Genomic DNA, 23,772 nt, shown 5'->3' with positions numbered 1-23,772 from the left:
GACGAGGGAAGAGCGGGAGTTCAGCCCCATGACCCGCCGAGCCGGAGGCGAGGCCGAAAGCACAGTCACGAACGCAACTCCTCGGCCAGGTCGAACAGAGCGCCGTGGTCGATGCCGTCCGGCAGCAGCGCGAGCTCCGTCACTTTCTTGCCCAGGGCATCTATCCGGTCGCGGTTCTCGCGCTCCAGCCCGACCCGGACGGCGTGGTCGTGGGCCTCCTGCGCGAGCGCTGCCGTGAGCTCCTTGGTGGGGGTGATGCCGGCCGCCTTGAGTCCGCGGGTGAGCTCGGCGGCGGGCAGTTTCTCCTTCACCGCAAGGGCGAGCGCGTCGTCGTCGAGCGGGCTGTGCCGGACCATGTTGACCACGATCGAGCCGACCTTGAGGTCCAGCGACTCGAGCTGCTCGACCGCGTCGAGGGTTTCCTGGACGGGCATCTCCTCGAGCAGCGTGACCAGGTGGATCCGGGTGACGTCCGAGCGGAGCATGCCCATGATGGCGTCCGCCTGGTTGCGGATCGGGCCGACCTTGGCCAGCCCGGCGACCTCATGGTTCACGTTGAGGAACCGTCCGACCCGGCCGGTCGGGGGTGCGTCCAGTACTACGGCGTCGTACGCGAGTCGCCCGTGCGCCTTCCGCCGGGTCGCCTCGTAGACCTTGCCGGTGAGCAGTACGTCGCGGAGGCCCGGCGCGATCGTGGTGACGAAGTCGACCGCCCCCACCTTGTCGAGCGCCTTCCCGGCGCGGCCGAGGTGGTAGTACATGTCCAGGTACTCCAGCAGGGCCGCCTCGGCGTCCACTGCGAGCGCGTAGACCTCGCCCCCGGCCGGGCCGACGGCTATCCGGCGTTCGACGTACGGGAGCGGCGGTACGTCGAAGAGCTGGGCCAGCCCCTGGCGGCCCTCCACCTCGACCAGCAGGACCCGCTTGCCCTGGTCGGCGAGCGCGAGCGCCATAGCGGCGGCGACCGTCGTCTTGCCGGTCCCGCCTTTGCCCGTGACCACATGCAGCCTCGCCATGATCCCCAGACTAGGTCGTGGGCCACAGCACACTCTCGTTGACGCCCGTTAGAGTCCCTCCCATGAAGAAGTTCGAGTACTCCACAGTGCCCCTCCTGGTCCACGCGACCAAGGAGATCCTCGACAGCTGGGGTCAGGACGGCTGGGAGCTGGTCCAGGTCGTCCCGGGCCTCAACCCGGAGAACCTGGTCGCCTACCTGAAGCGGGAGATCCCCCAGTCATGAGCCACCCCGAGGAGAAGCTGGCCGAGCTCGGCCTGAAGCTGCCCGAGGTCGCCAAGCCGGTCGCTGCGTACGTACCCGCCGTGCGGACCGGCAATCTCGTCTACACGTCCGGCCAGCTGCCGCTGCGCGAGGGCACCCTGATCGCCACCGGAAAGGTCGGCGCCGAGGTCACGGCTGAGGTCGCCGCCGAGTGCGCCCAGCAGTGCGCGCTGAACGCGCTGGCCGCGGTCAAGGCGGAGATCGGCGACCTCGCCGGCATCAAGCGGATCGTCAAGGCGGTCGCCTTCATCGCCTCCACCCCCGACTTCACAGGTCAGCCCCAGGTCGCCAACGGAGCCTCCGAACTCTTCGGGCAGGTCTTCGGCGAAGCCGGCCAGCATGCGCGCTCCGCCGTCGGCGTCCCCGTCCTCCCCCTGGACGCCCCGGTAGAGGTCGAACTGATCGTCGAGGTCAACTGACCCACCGAGCCCGGCGGCTGCCCCACGCAGCCGCCGAGCCCGGCAAGCCGGTGCCTGCCAGGCAGCACCCCGGGTCTACCCGGGCCCAGGGCGCCGGAACCGGCTGTCGCAGGGGGCGGCCCGCTGTCAGCCGTGCCGGGCTCAGCACAACGCAGACCGCTCGGGTGCTCCACCGGCACAGCATTTGCGGTGCTCTCCAACGGGTTCCCGGCGCAGCGCCGACGCATTGACCGGAGGTACGAATGGTTCGGGACTTGAAGTCTCACCTGATGTCCGGACGGATGGCGGCTGAGGCGCTCTCGTTCATCCGTGATGGGCGGACAGCGGTCGAGCCTCGGCCTGCCTCCACCGTCATCCTCACGCGGGACACTCCGGCCGGTCCCGAGGTGTATCTGCTCCGGCGGCAGCAGAGCATGGCGTTTGCGGCGGGAATGACTGTGTTTCCCGGGGGCCGGGTGGACGCGACCGACTCTTCCATCGCGGACTCGTGGTCCGGGCCGTCCCCGGAGTGGTTCGGGGAGCGGATGGGGTGCTCGGCGGAGGATGCCGCGGCTTACGTGGCGGCTGCTGTGCGGGAGACCTTCGAGGAGTCCGGCGTACTACTGGCCGGGCCAGATGCCGGCTCCGTGGTCAGCGACACCAGCGGCGACGACTGGGAGGCCGACCGGGTCGCACTCGAGTCACGGGAGCTCGGGTTCGCCGACTTCCTGCACCGCCGAGGACTGGTACTCCGCGCCGACCTGCTCGGCGTCTGGGCGCACTGGATCACCCCGGAGTTCGAGCCACGGCGCTATGACACCCGCTTCTTCGTCGCCGCGCTCCCGGCCGGCCAGGTGACCCGCGACGTGACCAGCGAGTCCGACCAGGTCGCCTGGATGCCCCCTGCCGACGCAGTACGCGCAGTGGAGGCCGGGGAGATGCTTATGCTCCCGCCCACCTACCTCTGCTGCCGTGACCTGATCCCGTACGCCGCTGTGCCCGACATCCTCACAGCCGCCAGCGACCGGGAGATCCGCCCGATCTTGCCGACGGTACGGGTGGAGAACGACCAGGCCTACCTGGAGACGACATGACAGCCGAACAGGTCACCGCCTACGCGTCCCGAGTACTAGCGGCGAACCCGGGTCCGATGACGCTGGAGGGCACCAACACCTGGATCCTCCGGGCCCCAGACGCCGACACTGCCGTCGTGGTCGACCCGGGACCGATGCTGGAGCCACACCTGCGCGCAGTGCTCGACGCAGTCGCGGAGTACGGGTGCACTGTCTCCACAGTGCTGCTCACGCATGGGCACTTCGACCACTCGGAGGGTGCTGCGTGGTTCGCCTCGCAGGCCAACGCCCCGGTACGTTCGGTCGACCCTGCCTTCCGGATCCCGACCGACCACGCGCACGGGCTCAGTGAGGGCGACGTGATCACCTCAGGCGACCTGCGGATCGAAGTACTGCCGACACCAGGCCACACGATGGACTCGGTCTGCTTCTGGCTCCCGCAGGACGGCTCACTGCTGACCGGCGACACAGTGCTCGGCCGCGGCACCTCAGTCGTCGCCCACCCCGACGGAGCCCTAGGTCCCTACCTGGACTCCCTCGAAAGCCTCCGGGCCTTCGCCAACTCCCCAGCGGGCGTCGAGCGCCTCCTACCCGGCCACGGCCCGGTAATCACCGACCCAGGCGCAGTACTGACCCACTACCTCAACCACCGCCAGGACCGCCTCAACCAGGTCCGCACGGCAGTCGCCGACGGCTACACGACCGCCGAGGCGATCGTCCAGCACGTCTACGCCGACGTCGACCCAATCCTCTGGCCCGCCGCCGAACGCTCAGTCCAAGCCCAACTGACCTACCTCAACCCATAACCGCCCAACCCTCCCCAAACCCACCATCTGAGGGGTTAACCCCTCAGATGGTGGGTTGCCCAGCCGGAATCTCAGGGGGCAACCCACCAGTTGGCGGGTTAACCCCCGAAATGGGTTGTCCACAGGGGGCGGGGGAGGTGCTGCGGGGACGGGGTGGGAGTGGGGATGCTGGGGTGATGAATCCACTGCTGAAGCTGATCGCCGTCGAGCACGGTGGCGTTTTCAGCCGTTCTCAGGCACTCAGTTGCGGCTATACCCATGAGCAGTTGCGGGAGCGGTTGGCCGACGGTCGCTGGGAGAAGGTCCGCTACGGGCAGTACGCCGAGAGGGTGGAGCTGAGTCTGACCTCGTGGGATCGGGAAATCTGGCTGCATCGCCGGCTGGCCTTCGCGGTCGCGAACTCGATCGCTTCAGGAACCATTGCCCTCAGCCACCAGACGGCTCTGGTCTTCCATCAGGTACCGCTGTGGGGAGTCGACCTGACCGAAGTACAGGTCAGTCGACTGGATGGGCGTCGTGGCGGGCCGGTCGCGGGAGTGCGTCATCACCGGGGCGGGTTTGCGCCTACCGAGCTGATCCAGGTCGACGGGCTGACCATGGCAACCGTCTCGCGGGCGCTCGCCGAGACGGCCTGTACGACGTCCTTCGAGGCTGCGGTGGTGAGCGCGGATGCCGTCCTCCGGGATCATCCGATCGAGCCGGCGGCCATGCTTGCCAGGATCGAATTCTGGCCGGGAAGCGCTACCGCGAAGGCGGCACTTGCGTTCGCCGACAAGCGCTCGGAGTCGGTCGGGGAGTCGAGGTTGCGGGTTCTCTTTCACCAGCAGGGTCTCCCGGAGCCGCTACTCCAGGTGGAATTCGGTGACGCCGACGGCTTCATCGGCCGGGTCGACTTCTACTTCCCGGAGCAGGGCACTGTCGTCGAGTTCGACGGCTTGGTGAAGTACGCGGCGGGTGATCGGGAGACGCTGATCCGCGAGAAGCTTCGCGAGGATCGTCTGCGGGCGCTCGGTCTCGAGGTGGTTCGGATTGTCTGGGCAGACCTCAAGTGGCCGGCCGACGTCGCCACGCGCGTCCGACGCGGCTTCGCCCGCCGCGCCGCCTGAGGGGTTGACCCCCGAGTTGGTGGGTTGCCCCCCGAGATTCCGGTGGTGCAACCCACCATCTGAGGGGTTAACCCCTCAGATGTCAGCGGGTGAGCAGGGTCAGCGGGGTCAGCGGGGTCAGCGGGTGAGGGGGCAGCGGGCGTGGCGGTGGGGGTCAGCGGGCGCGGCGTTGGAGGCGTTCGATGTCGAGGAGGACTACTGAGCGGGGCTCGAGGCGGACCCAGCCGCGGGAGGCGAAGTCGGCCAGGGCCTTGTTGACGGTTTCGCGGGAGGCGCCGACCAGCTGGGCCAGCTCCTCCTGGGTGAGGTCGTGGTGGACGTGGACGCCGTCGTCGGCCGTACGGCCGAAGCGGCTGGCCAGGTCGAGCAGGGCCTTGGCCACGCGGCCGGGGACGTCGGAGAACACCAGGTCTGCCACGACGTCGGAAACCTTGCGCAGGCGGGAGGCCAGCTGGAGCAGCAGGCCGCGGGCCACCTCGGGACGGCCGGCCAGCCAGCGGAGCAGCTCGTCGTGGGTCAGGGCCATCAGCGACGCGTCGGTGACCGCGGTGACGGTCGACTGGCGCGGTCCGGGGTCGAACAGGGACAGCTCGCCGAACATCTGACCCGGGCCGAGCACGGCCAGCAGGTTCTCCCGGCCATCGGCCGAGGTCCGGCCGAGCTTGACCTTGCCCTCGACGACGACGAACAGCCGGTCGCCGGAGTCGCCTTCGTGGAACAGCACCTGGCCACGGCGCAGCCGGCTCTCGGTCATCGACGCGGTGAGCGCGTCGGCTGCCTCGTCGTCCAGCTGGCTGAACAGCGGTGCCTGTCGGAGCACTGCGGCGTCCACGAATGGGCCTCCTCGGACCTGAACTGCGACTTACGAGCAGGCCTTGAGCCCGCTCGGCGCCAGGCGGATCGCACCCGGTCGCCCCAAAACCGTAGCTCCTCCTGTACACCCACCGCCACGTAGGCCCGCCGGGACTCGCCGGAACACCCTCCGGCGGACCCCTGAGCCGAGAAGATGAGGAATGCTCGCCTGGCTCCGGAACCGTCGCGCCCGCGCCCGCAAAGACGCCCTGGCGGCGGAGACGAGAGAGCTCGCTCAACGCACAGGCGCCGACCCGGCGATGAGGCGCAGGGCGGACTCGCCCATGCAGCGGCTGGGCCGGCAGTTCGCCAGCGACTCACTGCGCGAAACCCGCGACATGCGCCGTCCCGAGGTGACTGCCGACGTGGACCACCTCCTCCACGCCGGCGAGATCGAACCGGCGCTCGACATCCTCAGAGCAAGCAGCCTCCCCGCCGACCGGTACCGGCTGAAGCTCATCCTCCGCGACCTCGGCCGGACCGAGGAGCTCGAGGAACTCGAGAACTGGTCCGAGCACCTCGAGAAGCTCCGGGACGAAAATCGGTTGGACGAGCTACGCCTGGCGGCCGAGACCGGGGACTGTGAGGCCCGGACGCTGCTGCTCAGGGCGTTCGCCAAGGCCGAGGACGTCGAGGGTCTCCGGATGTTCGCCGGCGGTGACCCGCACGCCACCGAGCTGTTGCTTCACCTGCTGGCCAAGCTGCGGCGGGTGGACGAGTTGCGGGCTTTCGTGATCGCCGGTGATCAGCGCGCCAAGAAGCTGCTGTTGCCGTTGCTCGGTCACCTTGGCCGGTTCGACGATCTCCGGAGCTTCGACGATCGGGATGCCGATGGTGAGCTGATCGACCAGCTGCTCAGGCGGGGTCTGGTCGACGAGGCTGCCAACGAGTTGCGCGAGCGGCCGAACGCGACGCCCACCACCACCGACCGCTGGTACGAGCTGGCTTGCCTGTACGCCGAACAGGACCGGCCCCGCGAAGCGATCGCCGTACTCCGCGACAAGCGCATCGACGCGGAACTGCTCGCCACGCTGCTGGCCGGCCAAGGCGAGGTGACCGAGGCCCTCGCCGTACTGGACTCCTCGAAGCTCCGGCAGTCCCCGCGCAGCGCCGCCCGGATGCGGGTCGCCCACGGCCGCCTCGACGAACTCCGAATCCGCGCCGACGCCGGCGACCACATCTCCGCCGAAGAACTCGCTGCCGCCCTCGCTCGCGCAGCTACCGCCCAGGCTGCAGACGAGGCCGATGCCGCCGAACTCGACGAGCTACGGACCCGCGCCGCGACCGGGGAGCCGGTCTACGAACGCCAACTGATCGGCACCCTTGGTCGCCTGGGCCGCCTGGACGAGCTCGAAACCCTCGCGGCCGATCGCCCAGCCGCTCGCGCGATGTGGTGGGCGACGTACCTGGCAACCGTCGGCCCGGAGATCGACGACGTGCCCCGTGCCGTGGACGACCAGCCGACGAAACGACACTGGATCACCGAAGAGAAGGAGGTGGCCGAGGTGATCCGCCTCCTGGTCGAGAAGCAGCGGATCGACAACGCGATCGCCCTGGCCAAGAACCGGCGTGCCGCCGGCAACCAATGGGCCGAGCAGTGGATCCCCGACCTGCCTTCCTCCGCCCGCCCCGACAACCCTGACGAACTGCTACTGACCAACCAGGCTGTCGCCGCGATCCAGGAACTCCTCGCGACCTGCCCAGTGGGCGAGGAGCGCAGGACGATGCTCAGAGTCGCCGATGCCGCCTACCACTTGTACGGCGACCTGCGGCTCGCCCTGGTGGCGCCCGATCGGGCAGACATCTCACTGGCCTGCTGGCACGTCAACATGGATACGGCCTCCTATTTCGGAGACCACCCACCCGAAGAGACCGAGATGGCGCTACCACCGGAAGGCACCGCGGTCCCCAACCTCACCCGGACCATCGACTTCATCGAGGCGCTGGCCATCCGCTTGAAGGTCCGCCAAATCCCCCGCCCGAACGGCAGCCACCTCACCATCACGGTCCTACTCCCCTTGGACTAGCCGACGTCCAGAGCGGTGCCGTACAGGCGGCTCACCTTGAGTCGGATGACGACTCGTCGTTCAGCCACCAGTTGGTCGAAGAACGCCTGGCCGAGGTCTCCCTGTACCTCTGTCGGCAGCATGCTCAGCAATTCACGCCCGGTTGCGTCTCCCGCCACCGTGGTGACGTCTGAGATCTCAGCCACCCCTTCGGCCACCGCGAAGGACCAGTGGTCCGCCGCCGAGACGTGCAGCGCCGCTCGCGGGTCGTTCCGCAACTGCTTCACCTTGACCCGATCGGCGGTGGTGGAGAACCGCACGATCCGGGCCGCCGGGTCCCAGTTGTAGAGCATCGTCGTCAGATGCGGGTGTCCGCTGCGCTTGTTGGTCGCCAGTACGCCGAACTGCTGCTCACCGAGCAGCGCCGACAAAGCGTCATCCGCGAGCACGCGCGGCGCGGGGCCGCCTTGATCATCAGACATGCGTGGGAAGTCTCCCGTTGGTCGAGGATTGATCGGCGAGCCAGTTGCCGTGGAAACCGTACGGGACGCGAACCGGTAGGTGAACGGTCGCCACCGGTGGTGCGGACAGGTCGGTGGCGTCGAGGAGGACGAGGTCGCTGGTGTCGGTGGCCGCGTCGTGGACGTACGTCATCAGCCAGCCGTCGCCACCGGGCCGGTCGTCAGCCGGTACGAAGGCCGCCTCCCCAGGAGTCCGCCCCGGCCCGAACTCGTGTGAGCTGACAGCACCTGAGCGCAGGTCGTACCGGAGCAAGGCACTGGAGCCGGTGGGATGCGCGACGGTCGCATGCCCGTGCCGGGCGTCCAACCCAGCAAGGCGATCGTCGATCCGGGGGAACTCGGCCGCCCGGTCGTGAAGCTGCTCCTCCCGGACCACCCCGGTCGTCAGGTCGATGGTCCAGCGCCACAGGGTCGCCTCCTGGTTCCGGCCGCCGAACAGCTCCGGATAACGCATGACGTGGAGAACGATCTGCTCATGCCCGTCCGGTCCGGCCAGGTCATGAGCGTTGAGCGTGTGGAAGACATAACAGGGATCGATCGAGAACCAGCGCACGGCGCCGTGCGGGTCGTCGCGCCGCAGTACGCCGAGCCGAGCGCCATACCCCTCGTTCCAGCGGAACGGCATCCCGGCGCCCGACCGTGCGGTCTCCAGATCGAAGACCACCGGCAGGTCCATGAAGATCACGTGGCCGGCGGACAGGTGGAAGTCGTGGTTCATCGTCGCGGCCGGAACGTCGATCGGACGGCTGATCACCAGCTCGCCGGTCGCGTCGGCGCGGTGATAGGTCAGGTACGGCGCCCGCAGGCTGTAGCCGAAGAAGTGCAGCTCGCCGGTGGCCGGGCAGGTCTTCGGGTGCGCGGTCATTGCCGTGCGCAACTTGCCATGGAAGTCGTACGGCCCGACGGTGTCCAGGTCGCAGGTGAGTTCGTAGGGGTAGGAGGACTCGACCAGCGCCAGCGTGCGACCGGCGTGCCGGACGACGTGCGTGTTGGCGACCCCCGCCGTCAGATCCAGGTTCCCTTCGGCGTCGTTGACCGAGGCGCCGTCGGTGAAGGTGGAGGTACGGACCCAGCGGTTCCGGTACGACGCCGCCCGGCCGCCCTCGAGCCGTACGCCGTGGATCATGCCGTCGCCGAAGAACCAGTGACCCGAGGCCGCGTCGTGCGGATTCGGCCCGTTGCGGAGGTACCAGCCGGTGAGCGCGGGCGGGATCTGACCGGTCACCGGCAGGTCGTACGCCGTGAGTTCCTGCTCGACCGGCGCGTAGTTGCCGGCCAGGTGTGGTGCGGGCGCGGTCGTCATCACGAGGCCCGGAGCTGAGCGGCCTTGGCCTGGATGTGGGCGACGTAGCGAAGGGTGAAGACCATCGGTACGACGAACCCCGCGACCTGTACGACGGTCCGCGCGGCCGACCCGGAATGCGCCAGAGCCAGAAGGCATAAACCGGTCACGGCGAAGCACCCCGTCCACACGGCCGTGATGATCACGTTGACGCGCACGAACAGCGGCTGACCCCAGTACTCCCTGGGCGTCGTCTGCTTGGCGACACCCAATGTGAAGGGCTTGCGGATGGCCAGTGAGATCCCGGCGATGAGGGCGAGCGTGCCGGACGACAGCGCCGCCGCGTACGGGTGCAGCCCGCTGTCCGGGCTGGTGAATGCCACGACCGTGATGACGGCGAAGAAGACCGCCGAGCCGATCTCGATGATCAGGGCGTCGGCCGTGCGGCCGGCCCGGGTCTGCTGGGCGATCAGGCCGACGGAGAGGACCAGGGCGATCAATGCCGCCCAGTTCCAGTGGGCCGACGGGATGAGCGCGTAGACGATCCACGGGGCGAAGGTCCGGAGGTAGGACATGAGCGGTACTCCCTGATCGACGAGCTTCCGAATCTGACATGTCAAAAGTAGAAGGTCAGCTATCGACATGTCAAGAGTGGAAGGTAGAGTGGGGGCATGAGCCTGCGACATGCCCTGCTCGGACTGCTGGTCGACCATCCGGCCAGCGGCTACGACCTGCTGAAGGCCTTCGACACCTCGCTGGCCAACGTCTGGCCTGCCACCCAGAGCCAGATCTACGGCGAGCTCACCAAGCTCGCCGACAACGGGCTGATCGTCGTCTCGGAGCAGGGCCCGCGCGGCCGCAAGGAGTACACGCTCACCGACACCGGCCTGGCCGAGCTCCGCCGCTGGCTCACGCAGACCGAGCCTCAGCGCACCACCCGCAGCGACGTCCTGCTCCGCGTCTTCTTCCTCGGCGTGCTGACCCCGCAACAGGCCCGCGACTACCTGGCCGGCCAAGCCGCCCACGCCGCCGAGCTGCACGCGAACCTCAAGGCTCTGGACGCCGCGATCGACTGGGACGACGACAACCTGTCCGTCTACGGCCGCATAGCCCTCGAATACGGCCAACGCTTCGCAGCCATGCAACAGGAGTGGGCTGAGTGGGCCCGCACGCAGGTCCGGAACGCGTGAGGGCCCGCCGCCGGTCAGAGCTTGAGGAGTCTGGATCCCCAGTTGTAGTCGTGCGAGGCGGCCTTGGTGGTGCCCAGATAGTTGGTGGTGGTTACGTTGGCCTCGTTCTTCGCCGATCCCCTGACCCAGGTGGTTTCTTCGTACCTCGCGACCTCTCGGCTCACCTTCCCGACGACCTGGATGCAGGTGGTCCAGATGTAGGTGTCGGCCCGCAGGTAGATGGTGCGGGATTTCCACTCGTCGAGCCGGCCGACGAAGATGGTCCACAGGTAGTCGCCGTCGGCGAGGTAGATCGTGCGCTGGATGCAGGACTGCGGGGAACCGACGGGCGCGTCGTAGGCCAGGTACTGGTTCTGGGTCAGGTAGGCGCCGTCGTCGGCATAGGCCGGCACCGCGGTGAAGCCGAAGGTCGTCGCGAGCAGAGTGATTGCGGTCAGGAGTTTCGGGCGGATACGCATGCGACGAGTCTGTGGCCGGACGGCACCGGGGCCCAGAGAAGCGATCACCTTCTCGGCTGTGAAGATGTCATGCCCTTGGAAGGGGAGGCGGCGTGATCCGCGTTCTGCTGGCCGACGACATGAAGCTGTTCCGGGCCGCGCTGCGGAACCTGCTCGAGCAGCACGGCTTCGAAGTCGTCGCCGAGGTGTACTGCGGTGACCTGATCGTGCCGACCGCGCTGGAGTTGCGCCCCGACGTCGCCGTGATCGACATCGAGATGCCCGGTCAGGACGGCCTGGCGGCCGCCGCCGCACTGCACACCGAGCTCCCCGACTGCCGGACCCTGATCCTGACCGCATCGGCCAGCCCCGCGAACATGCACCGGGCGCTGAGCGCACGGGCCGCCGGGTTCATGAGCAAGGACGTCTCGCCCGACGCGCTGGCCGAAGCGATCAGGAAGGTCGCCGCGGGGTTCGAGGTGGTCGATCCGCAGGTTGCCGCGGCGGCTCTCCGGTTGCCGCCCAATCCGTTGACGCCGCGCGAGGTCGAGGTACTGCGGTTGTCCGCGGGTGGCTCGGCGGCCCGGCAGATCGCGGTGGATCTGTTCATCTCCACCGCGACGGTCCGCAACTATCTCAGCTCGATCGTGGCCAAGCTGCATGCCCGGACCCAGCTGGACGCGGTCCGGATCGCCGTCGACGCCGGCTGGATCTGACCGACCGGGCCGCCCCCGGAATCTTGTAGGTGGGCGGACGTAGGCTGGCCTGCATGCCGATCCAGCGTGTCGAGGCTCCGGCCTCTGTGGAACCCCCGATCAAGCTGCCCCGGAAGGCGCCCGTTTTCGACGGCGAGACCTCCACCCAGCTGGTCCGGCGGGCGCGCAAGATGCACAAGGTGCTGACCGATACCTATCCGGATGCGCACTGTGAACTCGACTTCAGCACTCCGCTGGAGTTGCTGGTCGCCACCATCCTGTCGGCGCAGACCACCGACGTCACCGTCAACAAGGTGACCCCGACGCTGTTCGCGAAGTACCCGGACGCGGTCGCGTACGCCGAGGCCGATCGGGAGGAGATGGAGGCGATCCTCAAGCCGACCGGCTTCTTCCGGGCCAAGACGAACAGCCTGCTCAAGCTCGGCCAGGCCCTGGTCGACGACTACGACGGCGTCGTGCCGAACAAGTTGGAAGAGCTGGTCAAGCTCCCGGGTACCGGCCGCAAGACGGCGAACGTCGTACTGGGCAACGCCTTCGGCATCCCCGGGATCACCGTCGACACGCACTTCGGCCGGCTGGTCCGCCGGTTCGGCTGGACCACCGAGGAGGATCCGGTCAAGGTCGAGCACATCATCGGCGACCTGTTCCCGAAGAAGGACTGGACGATGCTGTCGCACCGGCTGATCTTCCACGGCCGCCGCCGCTGTCACGCCAAGAAGCCGGCCTGCGGCGCCTGTCCGATCGCGCAGTGGTGCCCCTCCTACGGCACCGGCCCGACCGACCCCGACCTGGCCGCGAAACTGGTGAAGATCCCAGCGTGAGCAAGCCATCCAGCCCCCGTACTACGTTCCGCCACGCCGCCCTGATCGGCGTCCTGGCGGCGTGCGGGTTGCTGCTGGCTGCCTGCGGCGACCAAAAGGCGGCGACCCCACCGGCTGACAGCAAACCGCAAGCAGCCGGCGAACTGGTGCCCTGCCCGACGGTCGAATCGCGACCCCCGGTGGCCAACGCGCTGCCCGATGTCAGCCTGCCCTGCCTCGGCGACGGCCCCGACATCCGCCTGTCCGATCTGCGCGGCCCGCTGCTGGTCAACGTCTGGGCGCAGTGGTGCGGCCCGTGCCGCAAGGAAGCGCCGTACCTGGCCGAGCTGCACGTCAAAGCCGGCGACAAGGTCAAGCTGATCGGCATCGACTACATCGACACCCGGCCGGACCTGGCGGTGAAGTTCGCGGTCGACCAGCACTGGGACTACCCGCATGTCGCCGACCGCGACAAGCAGGTCCAGCAAGGACTCAAGATCGGCGGGCCGCCGCTGACCGCCTTCGTCGACGCGAAGGGCGCGGTCGTCTACGTGCACCGCGCGCCGTTCACGTCGCAGCAGGAACTGGATCAGCTGGTGCGCGAGAAACTGGGAGTGACCTGGTGAGGACCAGTACGACGTTCGACGTGCAGCTGCCCGACTTCCTGCAGCCGTTGCTCTCGGCATCCAAAGCGGTCGACCCCAAGGAGCTGTCGCGCTTCCTGCCGCCCGAGGACGACCCGGGCGTGCGCGGTTCGGCGGTACTGATCCTGCTTGCCGACGGCAACGACACCGACGGCCCCGATGTGCTGCTGACCGAACGCGCCTGGACGTTGCGCAGTCACGCCGGCCAGATGTCCTTCCCCGGCGGGCGCGTCGACCCTGAGGACGGCAGCGGTGTCGAAGGACTGGTCCGTACCGCGCTGCGCGAGGCCGAGGAGGAGACCGGGCTCGAGCCGGGCGGGATCGACGTGTTCGCCGTCTGGCCGTCACTCTGGGTGCCGGTGAGCAACTTCGCCGTCTCGCCCGTGGTCGGCTGGTGGCGGGAGCCCTCGCCGGTGGCGGTGGTCGATCCGGCCGAGGTCGCCTCGGTGCACCGGGTGGCGCTCGCGGCGCTGGCCGACCCCGCCAACCGGGTCAGCTGCCTGCATCCGTCCGGTTTCACCGGTCCGGCCTTCACCGTGGGTGACCTCTTCATCTGGGGGTTCACCGCCGGTCTGCTCGACAAGTTGCTCAAGCTCGGCGGCTGGGCGCGCGACTGGGACCCCGGCAACGTCGTACCGTTGCCCGACCGACTGGTCGAGGCGGCCTGGCGGAGTGAGGGGCGGCGGCCGGAGGACGTTCGACGGCTGACGGCCATCGAGCACGACCTGGGGCGTCCGGAGGGTGTGGAGTGAGCGGTCTCGATATCGCGCTGCTGGTGGTGACGGTGCTGGTGGCGATCTCGGGTTACGTCGAGGGTTTCGTCCTCGGCGCCTGCGCCACGCTCGGGCTGCTGGCGGGCGCGGCGGTCGGCGTGTACGGCGTACCGCGGGTGCTGGACAACTTCTCGCCCAGCGTCGAGGTGTCGTTCGCGGCGCTGGTACTGGTCGTGTTGCTGGCCTCGATCGGGCGGACCGTCGGAGCGCTGCTCGGCTCCAGGCTGCGCAACAAGATCTCCTGGAAACCGGTCAAGGCCGTCGACGCGCTGGGCGGTGCAGTACTGGCCGCGGCGTCCGTACTGGTCGTCTCGTGGGTGCTCGGTGTCGCCGTGAGCGGTGCCCGGATCCCGAGCGTGACATCCGCGGTCCGTGGCTCACAGGTGCTCGCCAAGGTCGACGAGGCGTTGCCGGGTGGCGCCGACCGCGCGCTGCAGGCGTTCAACGACGTGGTGAACACCGATCTGTTCCCGCGCTTCCTCGACCCGTTCGTGCCGGAGCGGATCCGCGAGACGCAGCCGCCGGACGGCGCGATCGCCCGCAACCCGACCGTGCGTTCGGCGTACAGCCGGATCGCCAAGGTGACCGGCGTCGCGAACTGCTCACGCGGCCTCGAGGGCAGCGGTTTCGTCTACGCGCCGCAACGGGTGATGACGAACGCGCACGTGGTGGCCGGCGTCAGCTCGCCGAAGGTCGAGGTCAACGGGCACTCGTACGACGCCAAGGTGGTGCTGTTCGACTCGAGCGTGGACATCGCCGTCCTGTACGTCCCTGAGCTCAACGCCAAGCCACTCGCCTTCGACAACGACGGCAAGGCCGACGCCACCGCGGTCGTGCTCGGCTACCCGGAGAACGGGCCGTTCGACTCCGAGCCGGCCAGGATCCGTTCCGAGGAGCGGCTGCGCGGGCCGGACATCTACGGCGACAAGACGGTCACCCGCAAGGCCTTCTCGATCTGGGCCCAGGTCCGCCCGGGCAACTCCGGCGGCCCACTGCTCTCCTCGAAGGGCACTGTGTACGGCGTGGTCTTCGCGGCCTCGGTGGAGGACAACCGCACCGGCTACGTGCTGACCGCCGAGCAGGTCGCGGAGGACGCGGCCGCTGGTTCCAAGGCAACCCAGGAAGTCTCGACTCACAGCTGCACCTGATCCAGCTGCAACGGATCGCGTGGTCCGCGGCGTTGGAAGGGTGTGACGATTACGGGCGGGGACACCGAGCGGCTCTCGTTCGACGAGTTGGTGACGTCGAGCGAGCGGCGGTTGCTGCGCCTTGCCCTGATGCTGTCCGGTGGGGTGCACAGCGCCGAGGACCTCGTCCAGACGGTGCTGGCCCGAGCCCATCGCCGCTGGGACACGATCGGCGTACTGGACAAGCCTGACGCGTACCTGAGCAAGATGGTCGTCAACGAGTTCCTCAGCTGGCGCCGGCGGCTCAAGAACCAGGAACTGCCGCTTGCCGACATCCCCGAGACCCCCGCCACCGAGGACATCAGCGCCCGGCACGCCCAGCGCGACGCCGCCTGGCGACTCCTCGCGGGCCTGCCGCGCGCGCAACGCGCAGTACTGGTGCTGCGCTTCTACGAAGACCTCCCGGACGACGAGATCGCCGCCATCCTCGGCTGCACCCCGGTCACCGTCCGCTCCAACGCCTCCCGCGGCCTGGCCACCCTGCGCGCCAACCTCCCGACCTCCGACAAGGACCACTGAAATGTCCAAGCTCACCGACGAAGAGGTCGGCCAACTCCTCCGCGAAACCTTCGCCGGCAAAGAATCCCTGATAGATCAGTTGCCTGAAGCAACAACCACGCCGGTACGCCGGAAAGCCCCGATTCTGCTCGCTGCGGCCGCCGTCATCGTCATCCTGGCCGGCGTCCTGTCGATCGTCGGCCTCGACGACAAACCGAGCTCGAAGCCCGGCGACCTGGCCGCGCCCGCCGCTGGATCCGCTCCCAGCGTGACCCCACAGACGGCGCTGGCGAATGCCAGTGGGGTGAGCCCTTCACAACTCATGGGCGTGGCGATCACGGAGCTGACCAAGTGGGAGCGGCCGGCCGCGGGATGGCCGGTCGTCAAGGTGCTCGACGCGACCTACTCGCAAGCGAGTTCGCCGATCGAGGTCGGGGGCAAGGGCACTCCGCTGAGTCAGCAGGCGCAGGCCCTCATCGCCGCGTCCGCAGTCGGTGTGCCGATCGAGTGGGTGCAGAGCCGGCCCAAGGGGGACAAGGTCTGCGAGGAGGCCGACGGAACGCCATACGTCACGCTCGGTCCGGTCGTGATGGCCAAGAGCGGGGCGTCCGCGACCATCGGGATGAGTATCTGGCGCGGCTGCATGGACGCGCAGTGGCTGACCTATCGTCTCGTGCGCGACGCGACCCAGTTCAGTGGGGCTGAGGCAAGCAAGCAGAGATGGTCTGTAGCGGGGACAGTCGGGCCCGTCGCTGTCTCATAGGGTCTGTAGCCAGTCCAGTAGTAGCTGGTTGAACAGGTTGGGTGTTTCCTCGTGGGGGAAGTGGCCGGCGGTGGTTAGTACTTCGTATTGCAGGGGCCCAGCAAGTAGCTCCGGAGGGGTGGTGGAGCTGGCTGGGTTGACGGCGCCGTCGAGGGCTCCGTGGACTTGTAGGACCGGGACGGCGACGGGTGTGCGCATCTGGGCGGAGTACCGGCGGCCGTCTGAGCGTAGGCGCGAGCGTACGAACCAGCGGTGGTACTCGAGGGCGCAGTGCGGCGCTGGCCAGACCTGGAGGGCGGCCCGGTAGCGGCGGGACGCCTCGGCGTCGGGGAAGGCGCCACCAGGGGAGGACCAGGCGCGGAGGAGTTGCTCGATGTGGATGCCGTCGTGCGCGAGCAGCCGTCGCTCCGGCAGGATCGGCAACTGGAACCAGCCCACCTGAGCCACCGACCGCAATTGCCCCGACCGCATCAACTTCAGCGGATGTGGAGCCGACACTGCGGCAAGTGCCCGCACCTGCTTCGACGCCAAGACCGCAGCCGACCAAGCGACGAACCCACCCCACCCGTGCCCGACCACCACCGCATCGGTCGCCCCCAGCGACCTGATGACGCCTGACACGTCCGCCGAGACGGTGAAGGGGTCGTAGCCGCGTGGAGTCTTGTCGCTGGCCCCATAGCCCCGCAGATCCATCGCTACGGCCCGATAGCCGGCTGCGGCGACTACCGGCAGCTGATGCCGCCAGGCCCACCAGAACTCGGGGAAGCCGTGCAGGAAGAGCACCAACGGATCATCCGCCGCGCCACACTCCGCCACGTGGAACCTCGCCCCGTTGGCCGCCACCAGCGAATGCGACCACGGCCCGTCGACGAGCAGATCGGAAACCCCAGCGGGGCTCAGCGCCCGGTCCCCGGGACGGCGCCTGATCGGGCCGGCCGCACTAGTCGCCCTTGCCGATCGACTTGAGGGCCTCGACGGACTCCTTCGAGGTCTCGATCGCGCGCTGCGGGCCCTTCGCCTTGCCGAGCAGCCGCTTGCCGACCAGGACCAGCGCGGCCGCGATCAACAGGTAGAGCACGGCAACGATCAGGAAGGCCAGCGCCGGATGCAGGCCGAGCGCGTTCACCCCGTACGCCGCGGCGATGGACAGCAGGATGATCGCCAGCAGCGCCAGGAAGCCGGCGGCGCCGAACAGGCCCGCGCCGGTGCCGGCCTTGACCGCGGTCGACTTCAGCTCGGTCTTGGCGAGCTCGAGCTCGCTGCGCACCAGGCTGGACAGATCCTTGCTGGCATTGGCGACGAGCTGCCCGACTGTGGGCTCATCCTCGGTCTGCCCCATCGACATGGCGCTCCTTCCAACTGGGTCCGGAGTGTCTCGTGACCGATGTAGCTTGACGCTATCGGCGCCCAGGCACGCACCTCGCGGCACTTGCCCAGCGCCCACGATGCTCCGCATCGAGGCCACTGCTCAAGCACCACGATGCACGCACCTGGACACCGCTATCGTTCAAGCTACATCGGTCACGAGACACTGACACGACACTAGCTGGTACCCCCGGGCTATTCCTCGGCGTACGCGCGGTTGCGGCGGAACAGCAGTGCGGCGGCGATCAGCGCCGACAGCAGCGAGGCGACCAGAACTGCGGCCTTGGCGCGTTCGATCTGGGCCAGGTCGTCGCCGAAGGCGAGCTGGGCGATCAGCAGCGCGACGGTGAAGCCGATCCCGGCCAGTACGGAGACGGCGCCGACGTCACGCCAGGCCAGGTCGGAGTTCAGCTCGGCCCGGGTGAAGCGCGCGGTCAGCCAGGAGCCGCCGAACACGCCGATGATCTTGCCGGCCATCAGCCCGGCCACCACCCCGATCGCGACCGGGTCGGTCAGCATCGCGCGCAACGCGTTCCCGCTGAGCGTGACGCCAGCGGCGAACAGCGCGAACACCGGTACGGCGACGCCCGCCGACCACGGCCGCAGCCGGTGCTCAAGCCGCTCGGCCGGGGACCGCTCCTCGTCGGCGTCGGGCAGGACGCGCGTCACCAGGCCGAGCGCGACGCCCGCGATCGTGGCGTGGATACCCGACTCGTGCATGAACCACCAGGCAGCCAGGACGACCGGCACGTACAGCAACGGCGTACGGACTCGCCGGCGTTGGAGGAGGTAGAACGCCGCGATCAGGACGAGCGCCGCGAGCAGGTAGAGCAGATTGATCCCGTGCGAGAAGAAGGCGGCGATCACCAGGATCGCGCCGAAGTCGTCGACCACGGCGAGGGTGAGCAGGAAGGCCCGCAGTGCGCTCGGCAACGACCGGCCGACGATCGCGAGCACGGCCAGCGCGAACGCGATGTCCGTCGCGGTCGGCACCGCCCAGCCGTGGGGCTTGCCGTCGGCAACGGTCAGGTTGATCGCCGCGTAGATGATGGCCGGCGCCGCCATCCCGCAGAACGCCGCGACCACCGGCACGACGGCCTCGCTGATCCGCGACAGCGTGCCGACCACGAGCTCGCGCTTGAGCTCGACGCCGGCCAGGTAGAAGAACAACGTCAGCGCGCCGTCGGTGGCCCACTGCTCGACCGTCAACGGACCGAGCTGCGCGTCGCGCAGGTGGTGGTAGCCGTCCTGCCAGGGTGAGTTCGCCCAGACGAGGGCGATCACCGCCGCCGCGACGAGCACCAGGCCGCCGGTCGTTTCGGCGCGCAACGTGTCGGCCAGGAAGGCGCGCTCGGACCCGAGGATCCGCGGGAAGGCTCGTCGTTTCTGCAGCAGCCGCACGGGCGGCCCCCCTCTGTTCGGGCGTCATCGGACCATTGCCGACCAGACTTCCCGGCACACCAGGCGGCGGACCGCCATCCCTCACTCTAACCGCCGTCACACTCCGCGCGGCCGGTTGTCGCCAAACCGATCCATTGCCTGCGAATATGATTACTGGCGACCTGGGGTGCCGGACAGTAATGTCGGGCGTAGTTAGTGGTCTAGTAGAAAACTTTCAGGAGCACGTCGTGGCTCGCCACCTTCGGCAACCGGTTTGCCGCTCACATTCCCAGGGATACTGACCTCATGGCCCGCCCAAGGAACAACCCCGGTGACCTCGCGGAACTCCCGACCGAGCTCCGCACCGACCGGCCGAAGGGTGACCAGATCCGCGAGATCCTGGAGACCCTCACCCGTAGCCTGAGCGCGGGCACGGTGCTGCCCTCGGAGCGCGTGCTGGCCGAGCGGTTCGGGGTAGCGCGGATGACAGTGCGCCAGGAGGTGGACCGGGTCGTTGCCGAAGGCCTGGCGTCCCGCCGGCCCGGCGGTGGCACGTTCGTCACCGAGCCGCGCCCGGCACGGATGCTCGCCTCGTCCTTCAGCCAGGACATGCGTGCCCGCGGCATCACACCCGGCGCCAAGGTCCTCGAGCACAGGGTCGGTACCGCGGACGAGGCGCTGGCTGCCGAGCTGCAAGAGCCAGTCGGTACTCCGGTACTGCACCTGGTCCGCCTGCGTACCGCCGACGGCGAACCGATGGCGATCGAGCGGACGGCCCTGTCCCTGCGGAAGTATCCGGGCCTGGAGGAGTTGGACCTCGGCGAGGTCTCGCTCTACGACTCGCTGTCGAGCCGCTGGGGAGTCACCCTCGGCATGGTCTCCGCCTCGATCGTTGCGGCACCACCGGATCCGACGGACTCCGAGATCCTGGGCATCGACGCCACGGTTCCCTGTCTGATCATCACCTCGGCACCCCGCACCGCCTCCGGCGAGGTGATCGAGTTCGGCCGCTCCGTCTACCGCTCCGACCGCTACGACATCACCGTCGCCTACCGCGCCACCTGAGCTCGTTTAGACCACTTCGGGGCTGTTGCGGGTCAGCTGGCCAGTGGGACCGGTCGCGGGCCGAGACTCCGGACCGACCCGGTCAACTGGTGATTCCCGCGAGCATCGATGCTGCAGCGGGCCGAATCCGGCGTACCGGTCTTGACGTCGAGCGGCCGGACGACGAGGTCATCGCTCAGGTTGCCCGGGGTCTGGTCGAGGTAGGCCAGCGCCGCGAGCTGGCACTCGTCGTCGCTGGCCCGACGCAGGCTTCCGGTCGCCAGGTACTCGCCTGTGTGCGGCACCGAGCAGGCGACGTTCTTGTGGACTGCTCCGTCGTAACAGCGTCGCCAGGCTGCTGCTGTCCCTGAGCGGAGGACGTCCTTGGCAGATCCGCTCAGGTCGCGCCCAGGGTCCACAGAGCAACCTCCCCCTGGTACTACGGCCGCATGCGCGACCAGGACGTCGAGCGTGGCGAGGCCGCCGAGGTACCCGACGACCGCGGCCTGGTCGCAGGCAGCGGTCGTCGGGATCTCCTCGTAGCGATGCGTTTCCCGGCAGTCGATGACGACCCGTGCGACGGTCCAGCACCTCGGGCCGTCGGCGGGAGTCGTACCGGCAGCAGTCGGCGTCGAAAGCCGCGGCGTACCTGGCGAGGTCTCGGTTGGAGTCGGTGTGGACACCGGAGTGGTCGAGGAGCTGCTCGACTGCCCCGGCGGCTCGTCGCCGGCCACCCAGTGGACGGCCGCGCTGACGCCGGTGACCACCAGCGTCACCAGCCCGGCCACCTCGGCGAGCGCGACAGCGGCCTTCAGCACCCGGTTCTCGATGAACTTGTCGAGATGCCTGAACACCGCGGCCCCTCGCCGGGGTGTGCCGTTGGTCAAGTCAGAACCATCTTCGTCAGGACGGCCTCCACGCTGCCCGTGCCGCAGCCTGTGTCCGGCTTCAGGTAGACGATGATCTTCAGCGCGTTGACCTTGGCCACCGGCAGGTCGAATGCCGCGATCTGGTTGAGCTTCGCGCTGCGTAGGTCCTGGTAGCGGCCGTTCGCGTCGATCCGGACCACCAGGGTCTGGTCGGAATCGTCCGAGGAATTGCTTTCCGCGAATTCGAGCTTCAGCCTGCTGAAGTTGTTGGCCAACCGTAGTTCGAGGGTCTGTGCGTTGTAATCACCGCAGGTGTCGACCAATCCGCCGATCCCGGCCACCTGTTTGCGGTCGGCGATGTCGTAACGCCCGTCGCGCCAGCCGTCCGGATATTTGAAGATGTTGCTCAGCGTCAATGGCTGGCCGGCCACCTCGGTCGGCAGCACCAGTGGTGTCGCCTCGCTCTCGGTCGGTTCACCGGAACTGTCTGTCGGTGGCACGTCGGTCGGCGTTTCGAGCGGTGTCTCGGTCGGTTCCGGCGTTGTCGTCTCCGCGGCCGGCGTCGGCGTCGCGTAAATGGTCACGGTCGGCGCCGGTGCCGCGGAATTGCTCCCTTGTTCTGAGCCGCAGGCCGCTGTAAATGCCAGCGTCGCGATCAGAGAAATCGTCACGGTAATTCGGTTTTTTCCACCCCTGTGTTCCCCCACCCGCCGGATGCTACGCACGGATTCGGCACGCCGTCGAGGGCCGGGGCCCCGGATTACTCCAAGTGATCGATTCGTGATGGAGTTCGTTTTCCGTTACAACGGATTCGTCAGAAATAAAGTGCGGCGACGCCGAGCGCGAACGCCGTGCCGGCCAGGGCGAGCATGACAGTTGCCAAGACGATCAACTGGCGTTGCAGGGCCGGGCGTTCGGTGGTGGTGGCGAAGATCCGCCGGGGCCAGTGGTGCCAGGAGACGTAGTAGAAGATGCCGGTGGCGACCAGTAGCAGGACGGCTTTGAGGGCGTGGATCCACCAGTGGTGGTGGTCCAGCAGGAGGAGGGCGACGCCGGTCAGGGCGATCACTGCGATCAGCGCGAGTACCTTGTAACGGTTGCCTGAGGCAATGACCGCGGTGAGGTGCTCGCGGTCGTCCTCGCGGGGGCCGAAGTACTTCTTCAGCTTCGGCTGGACGACGAACAGCGAGTAGGCCATGCCGCCGACCCAGGCGGCGGCCAGGCCTGCGTGGATGATGGCGATCAGGGCGGTCACCGGGCCGATCATGCCATGGGGATGTGTTCCTGGGGTGTCCGGAACTGGTCGCCTGCCGTTCAGCATCAGCGATTGCAGCGTGCGATCGGCTGGGTTGTTCTGGTGACCATGAAGATTCCTGAGCAGAGCCCGCTGGGGGCCGAAGGCCTGGCCAGGCGTGCCGTACTGCGTGGCGCGGTGATCGGGGCGGTCGCCGCCGCGCCGGTGCCGTTCGCGCGACGACTGACCGGCGGACGGCAGGCCGATCCACCGGATGACTCTTTGAAGAGCAGTTCACCGCAGGCGGTCAGTGCTGGGTGCACGAGTCTGCCGTTGGTCGACGGGGCCGAGTTCCCGATCGGGTTGTTCTGGCCGCCGCATCCGTTCGCGACCACGATCGAGCGGTACGGGCAGATGCGCGAGGCCGGCTTCACCTTTCTGATCACCGGCAACTACGTCGACGACACCGCGATTCTCAACCAGAGCCTGTCGATCGCGGACCAGGTCGGGCTCAAGGTGCTGGTGTCGAGCGATCCCGACGTACAGAACTTCTCTCAGCGGTTCACGATCAGCGACGACCGGTCGGTGCCGATGTCGATCACCACGGCCGACGCGCGCAAGCTCGCCACCGATGCGCTCAACCGGTATCGCCGGTTCGGCTCGTTCGCCGGGTTCAGCCTCGGGGACGAGCCGGCGGCCGACCGGTTTCCCTCCCTGGCCAAGGCTTTCGCGGTCGCTCGCGAGGTCGCGCCCGACTTCACGCCGTACTCGAACCTGTGGCCCGGCGAGGGCGAGGGCTATCGCAGCTTCGTGCGGCAGTTCGTCGACACCGTGCATCCGCCGATGCTGTCGTTCGACCGGTATCCATTGCTGGCGTCGGGTGAGGACGCGCAGTACTTCGCGAACTGGGCGATCATCCGCTCGGAGGGGTTGCGGGCGAACATCCCCACCTGGACGTTCATCCAGAGCGTCGAGTACAACAACCATCGCTTCCCGACGGCGGCCGAGCTGCTCTGGCAGATCAACATGAGCCTTGCCTATGGCTGCAAGGGGATCCAGTACTTCACCTATTGGCAACCCGATCCCGCGCGGGGTGAGGGATTCGGCCGCGCGCTGACCACCCTCGACGGCACGCTGACACCGCTCTACTCAGCAGCCAAGACCGTCAACACGACCTGGCTGAGCCAAGTCGGCGTCGAACTCAAACCGCTCGTCTCCGAACTCGCCGTCCACGCCAACGAGACGCCACCCGCAGGAGCCACCGGCTTCACCCCGGACGCATACCTGTCTGGTACTTCGGGAAGCCCGGTCGTCCTCGGCCGATTCCGTACGACGGATGCCGCCGCGCGTACTCGCTGGCTGCTCGTCGCCAACCGCCAGCACGGTGCGAGCGCGACGACGACGGTCACGCTCAACCAGTCCACGGTCACCAGGGTCTCGCTCTTCGACCCGGCGACCAGGGCGTACACGGCCCAGCCCGATCACACCAGGATCGCGACGACTCTGGCGCCCGGCGCCGCCGCCCTCTACCGGCTCGACGCCTAAGGGA

General features: G+C 68.4%; 28 protein-coding genes. 16 read left to right on the top strand and 12 right to left on the bottom strand.

Going from position 1 to position 23,772, the window contains the following annotated elements:
• Positions 1-65 precede the first annotated feature (65 nt).
• Positions 66-1,016: an ATPase BagA gene (bagA, locus tag ABD768_RS25055; RefSeq protein ID WP_344844572.1), complete on the bottom strand. Its 951-nt coding sequence runs from the start codon at positions 1,014-1,016 to the stop codon at positions 66-68.
• A 62-nt stretch (positions 1,017-1,078) separates the two neighbouring features.
• Between bagA and sp36 the strand changes: the two genes are divergently transcribed.
• From sp36 to ABD768_RS25030, 5 genes are all read left to right on the top strand, one after another.
• The gene (gene sp36, locus ABD768_RS25050; RefSeq protein ID WP_343967437.1) at positions 1,079-1,240 is read left to right on the top strand and encodes a Sp36 family protein; all 162 of its coding nucleotides are present in this window, start codon (positions 1,079-1,081) and stop codon (positions 1,238-1,240) included.
• On the top strand, positions 1,237-1,698 hold the full coding sequence (locus tag ABD768_RS25045; protein ID WP_343967438.1) for a RidA family protein: 462 nt from the start codon (positions 1,237-1,239) through the stop codon (positions 1,696-1,698). Before sp36 ends, ABD768_RS25045 begins: the two co-directional genes overlap by 4 nt.
• Positions 1,699-1,967: 269 nt before the next feature.
• Positions 1,968-2,771 carry an NUDIX hydrolase gene (locus tag ABD768_RS25040; RefSeq protein WP_344844570.1) on the top strand — a complete coding sequence of 268 codons (804 nt, stop codon included), beginning with the start codon at positions 1,968-1,970 and terminating at the stop codon, positions 2,769-2,771.
• Positions 2,768-3,556: an MBL fold metallo-hydrolase gene (locus tag ABD768_RS25035; RefSeq protein WP_344844567.1), complete on the top strand. Its 789-nt coding sequence runs from the start codon at positions 2,768-2,770 to the stop codon at positions 3,554-3,556. Before ABD768_RS25040 ends, ABD768_RS25035 begins: the two co-directional genes overlap by 4 nt.
• A gap of 176 nt (positions 3,557-3,732) precedes the next feature.
• Entirely contained in the window at positions 3,733-4,662 is a 930-nt protein-coding gene (locus tag ABD768_RS25030) for a type IV toxin-antitoxin system AbiEi family antitoxin domain-containing protein (RefSeq protein ID WP_344844564.1), read from the top strand.
• 154 nt (positions 4,663-4,816) lie between these two features.
• Here the strand turns inward: ABD768_RS25030 and ABD768_RS25025 are convergent, their stop codons facing one another.
• A complete protein-coding gene (locus ABD768_RS25025; RefSeq protein WP_328332586.1) occupies positions 4,817-5,494 on the bottom strand; it encodes a Crp/Fnr family transcriptional regulator in 678 nt (225 codons plus the stop codon).
• 181 nt (positions 5,495-5,675) lie between these two features.
• Between ABD768_RS25025 and ABD768_RS25020 the strand changes: the two genes are divergently transcribed.
• Positions 5,676-7,541 carry a hypothetical protein gene (locus ABD768_RS25020; protein ID WP_344844561.1) on the top strand — a complete coding sequence of 622 codons (1,866 nt, stop codon included), beginning with the start codon at positions 5,676-5,678 and terminating at the stop codon, positions 7,539-7,541.
• Here the strand turns inward: ABD768_RS25020 and ABD768_RS25015 are convergent.
• Genes ABD768_RS25015 through ABD768_RS25005 form a run of 3 tightly spaced genes read right to left on the bottom strand, consistent with a single transcriptional unit; the run spans position 7,538 to position 9,898 of the window.
• Complete coding sequence (locus ABD768_RS25015) at positions 7,538-8,002, bottom strand: pyridoxamine 5'-phosphate oxidase family protein (RefSeq protein ID WP_343967443.1); 465 nt, start codon at positions 8,000-8,002, stop codon at positions 7,538-7,540. The two genes, ABD768_RS25020 and ABD768_RS25015, sit on opposite strands and share 4 nt — an antisense overlap.
• Positions 7,995-9,344, bottom strand: a complete 1,350-nt coding sequence (locus tag ABD768_RS25010; RefSeq protein ID WP_344844559.1) for a carotenoid oxygenase family protein — start codon at positions 9,342-9,344, stop codon at positions 7,995-7,997. The genes ABD768_RS25015 and ABD768_RS25010 overlap by 8 nt, the downstream gene beginning before the upstream one ends.
• Complete coding sequence (locus ABD768_RS25005) at positions 9,344-9,898, bottom strand: hypothetical protein (RefSeq protein ID WP_344844557.1); 555 nt, start codon at positions 9,896-9,898, stop codon at positions 9,344-9,346. The genes ABD768_RS25010 and ABD768_RS25005 overlap by 1 nt, the downstream gene beginning before the upstream one ends.
• Positions 9,899-9,994: 96 nt before the next feature.
• Here ABD768_RS25005 and ABD768_RS25000 point away from each other — a divergent pair, with 96 nt between their 5' ends.
• A complete protein-coding gene (locus tag ABD768_RS25000) occupies positions 9,995-10,513 on the top strand; it encodes a PadR family transcriptional regulator (RefSeq protein WP_344844555.1) in 519 nt (172 codons plus the stop codon).
• 14 nt (positions 10,514-10,527) lie between these two features.
• Here ABD768_RS25000 and ABD768_RS24995 read toward each other — a convergent pair whose 3' ends face one another.
• The gene (locus tag ABD768_RS24995; RefSeq protein ID WP_343967449.1) at positions 10,528-10,971 is read right to left on the bottom strand and encodes a hypothetical protein; all 444 of its coding nucleotides are present in this window, start codon (positions 10,969-10,971) and stop codon (positions 10,528-10,530) included.
• 92 nt (positions 10,972-11,063) lie between these two features.
• Between ABD768_RS24995 and ABD768_RS24990 the strand changes: the two genes are divergently transcribed.
• Genes ABD768_RS24990 through ABD768_RS24960 form a run of 7 tightly spaced genes read left to right on the top strand, consistent with a single transcriptional unit; the run spans position 11,064 to position 16,331 of the window.
• The gene (locus tag ABD768_RS24990) at positions 11,064-11,666 is read left to right on the top strand and encodes a response regulator transcription factor (RefSeq protein WP_344844553.1); all 603 of its coding nucleotides are present in this window, start codon (positions 11,064-11,066) and stop codon (positions 11,664-11,666) included.
• Between the two features lie 53 nt (positions 11,667-11,719).
• Positions 11,720-12,487 (top strand): endonuclease III, encoded by a 768-nt coding sequence (gene nth, locus ABD768_RS24985; RefSeq protein ID WP_344844551.1) that lies wholly within the window; start codon positions 11,720-11,722, stop codon positions 12,485-12,487.
• Positions 12,484-13,092, top strand: a complete 609-nt coding sequence (locus ABD768_RS24980; RefSeq protein WP_343967453.1) for a TlpA family protein disulfide reductase — start codon at positions 12,484-12,486, stop codon at positions 13,090-13,092. Before nth ends, ABD768_RS24980 begins: the two co-directional genes overlap by 4 nt.
• Positions 13,089-13,862 carry an NUDIX hydrolase gene (locus ABD768_RS24975; RefSeq protein WP_344844549.1) on the top strand — a complete coding sequence of 258 codons (774 nt, stop codon included), beginning with the start codon at positions 13,089-13,091 and terminating at the stop codon, positions 13,860-13,862. The genes ABD768_RS24980 and ABD768_RS24975 overlap by 4 nt, the downstream gene beginning before the upstream one ends.
• Entirely contained in the window at positions 13,859-15,031 is a 1,173-nt protein-coding gene (locus ABD768_RS24970; RefSeq protein ID WP_343967457.1) for a MarP family serine protease, read from the top strand. Before ABD768_RS24975 ends, ABD768_RS24970 begins: the two co-directional genes overlap by 4 nt.
• A gap of 42 nt (positions 15,032-15,073) precedes the next feature.
• On the top strand, positions 15,074-15,589 hold the full coding sequence (locus ABD768_RS24965; RefSeq protein WP_344844546.1) for a SigE family RNA polymerase sigma factor: 516 nt from the start codon (positions 15,074-15,076) through the stop codon (positions 15,587-15,589).
• A 1-nt stretch (position 15,590) separates the two neighbouring features.
• Complete coding sequence (locus ABD768_RS24960; protein ID WP_344844543.1) at positions 15,591-16,331, top strand: hypothetical protein; 741 nt, start codon at positions 15,591-15,593, stop codon at positions 16,329-16,331.
• Here ABD768_RS24960 and ABD768_RS24955 read toward each other — a convergent pair.
• From ABD768_RS24955 to nhaA, 3 genes are all read right to left on the bottom strand, one after another.
• Entirely contained in the window at positions 16,326-17,174 is an 849-nt protein-coding gene (locus ABD768_RS24955; protein ID WP_344844541.1) for an alpha/beta fold hydrolase, read from the bottom strand. The two genes, ABD768_RS24960 and ABD768_RS24955, sit on opposite strands and share 6 nt — an antisense overlap.
• 97 nt (positions 17,175-17,271) lie before the next feature.
• The gene (locus ABD768_RS24950) at positions 17,272-17,670 is read right to left on the bottom strand and encodes a phage holin family protein (protein ID WP_343967465.1); all 399 of its coding nucleotides are present in this window, start codon (positions 17,668-17,670) and stop codon (positions 17,272-17,274) included.
• 221 nt (positions 17,671-17,891) lie between these two features.
• Positions 17,892-19,097 carry a Na+/H+ antiporter NhaA gene (gene nhaA, locus ABD768_RS24945; RefSeq protein WP_344844537.1) on the bottom strand — a complete coding sequence of 402 codons (1,206 nt, stop codon included), beginning with the start codon at positions 19,095-19,097 and terminating at the stop codon, positions 17,892-17,894.
• 285 nt (positions 19,098-19,382) lie between these two features.
• Here nhaA and ABD768_RS24940 point away from each other — a divergent pair, with 285 nt between their 5' ends.
• The gene (locus tag ABD768_RS24940; protein ID WP_344844534.1) at positions 19,383-20,141 is read left to right on the top strand and encodes a GntR family transcriptional regulator; all 759 of its coding nucleotides are present in this window, start codon (positions 19,383-19,385) and stop codon (positions 20,139-20,141) included.
• 32 nt (positions 20,142-20,173) lie between these two features.
• Here the strand turns inward: ABD768_RS24940 and ABD768_RS24935 are convergent, their stop codons facing one another.
• The 3 genes from ABD768_RS24935 to ABD768_RS24925 all read right to left on the bottom strand — a co-directional run bounded on the left by ABD768_RS24935 (position 20,174) and on the right by ABD768_RS24925 (position 22,244).
• Positions 20,174-20,974 (bottom strand): hypothetical protein, encoded by an 801-nt coding sequence (locus ABD768_RS24935; RefSeq protein WP_344844531.1) that lies wholly within the window; start codon positions 20,972-20,974, stop codon positions 20,174-20,176.
• Positions 20,975-21,003: 29 nt separating this feature from the next.
• Complete coding sequence (locus tag ABD768_RS24930; protein WP_343967472.1) at positions 21,004-21,660, bottom strand: hypothetical protein; 657 nt, start codon at positions 21,658-21,660, stop codon at positions 21,004-21,006.
• A gap of 143 nt (positions 21,661-21,803) precedes the next feature.
• Positions 21,804-22,244 (bottom strand): hypothetical protein, encoded by a 441-nt coding sequence (locus ABD768_RS24925; RefSeq protein WP_343967474.1) that lies wholly within the window; start codon positions 22,242-22,244, stop codon positions 21,804-21,806.
• Between the two features lie 108 nt (positions 22,245-22,352).
• Here ABD768_RS24925 and ABD768_RS24920 point away from each other — a divergent pair, with 108 nt between their 5' ends.
• On the top strand, positions 22,353-23,768 hold the full coding sequence (locus ABD768_RS24920) for a hypothetical protein (RefSeq protein WP_344844528.1): 1,416 nt from the start codon (positions 22,353-22,355) through the stop codon (positions 23,766-23,768).
• Positions 23,769-23,772 lie beyond the last annotated feature (4 nt).

It is taken from the genome of Kribbella ginsengisoli, assembly GCF_039537185.1.
GTDB classification, from domain to species: Bacteria; Actinomycetota; Actinomycetes; order Propionibacteriales; family Kribbellaceae; genus Kribbella; species Kribbella koreensis.
The sequence above is the reverse complement of the archived record's forward strand: the minus strand, read 5'-3'. Positions and strand labels throughout refer to the sequence as shown.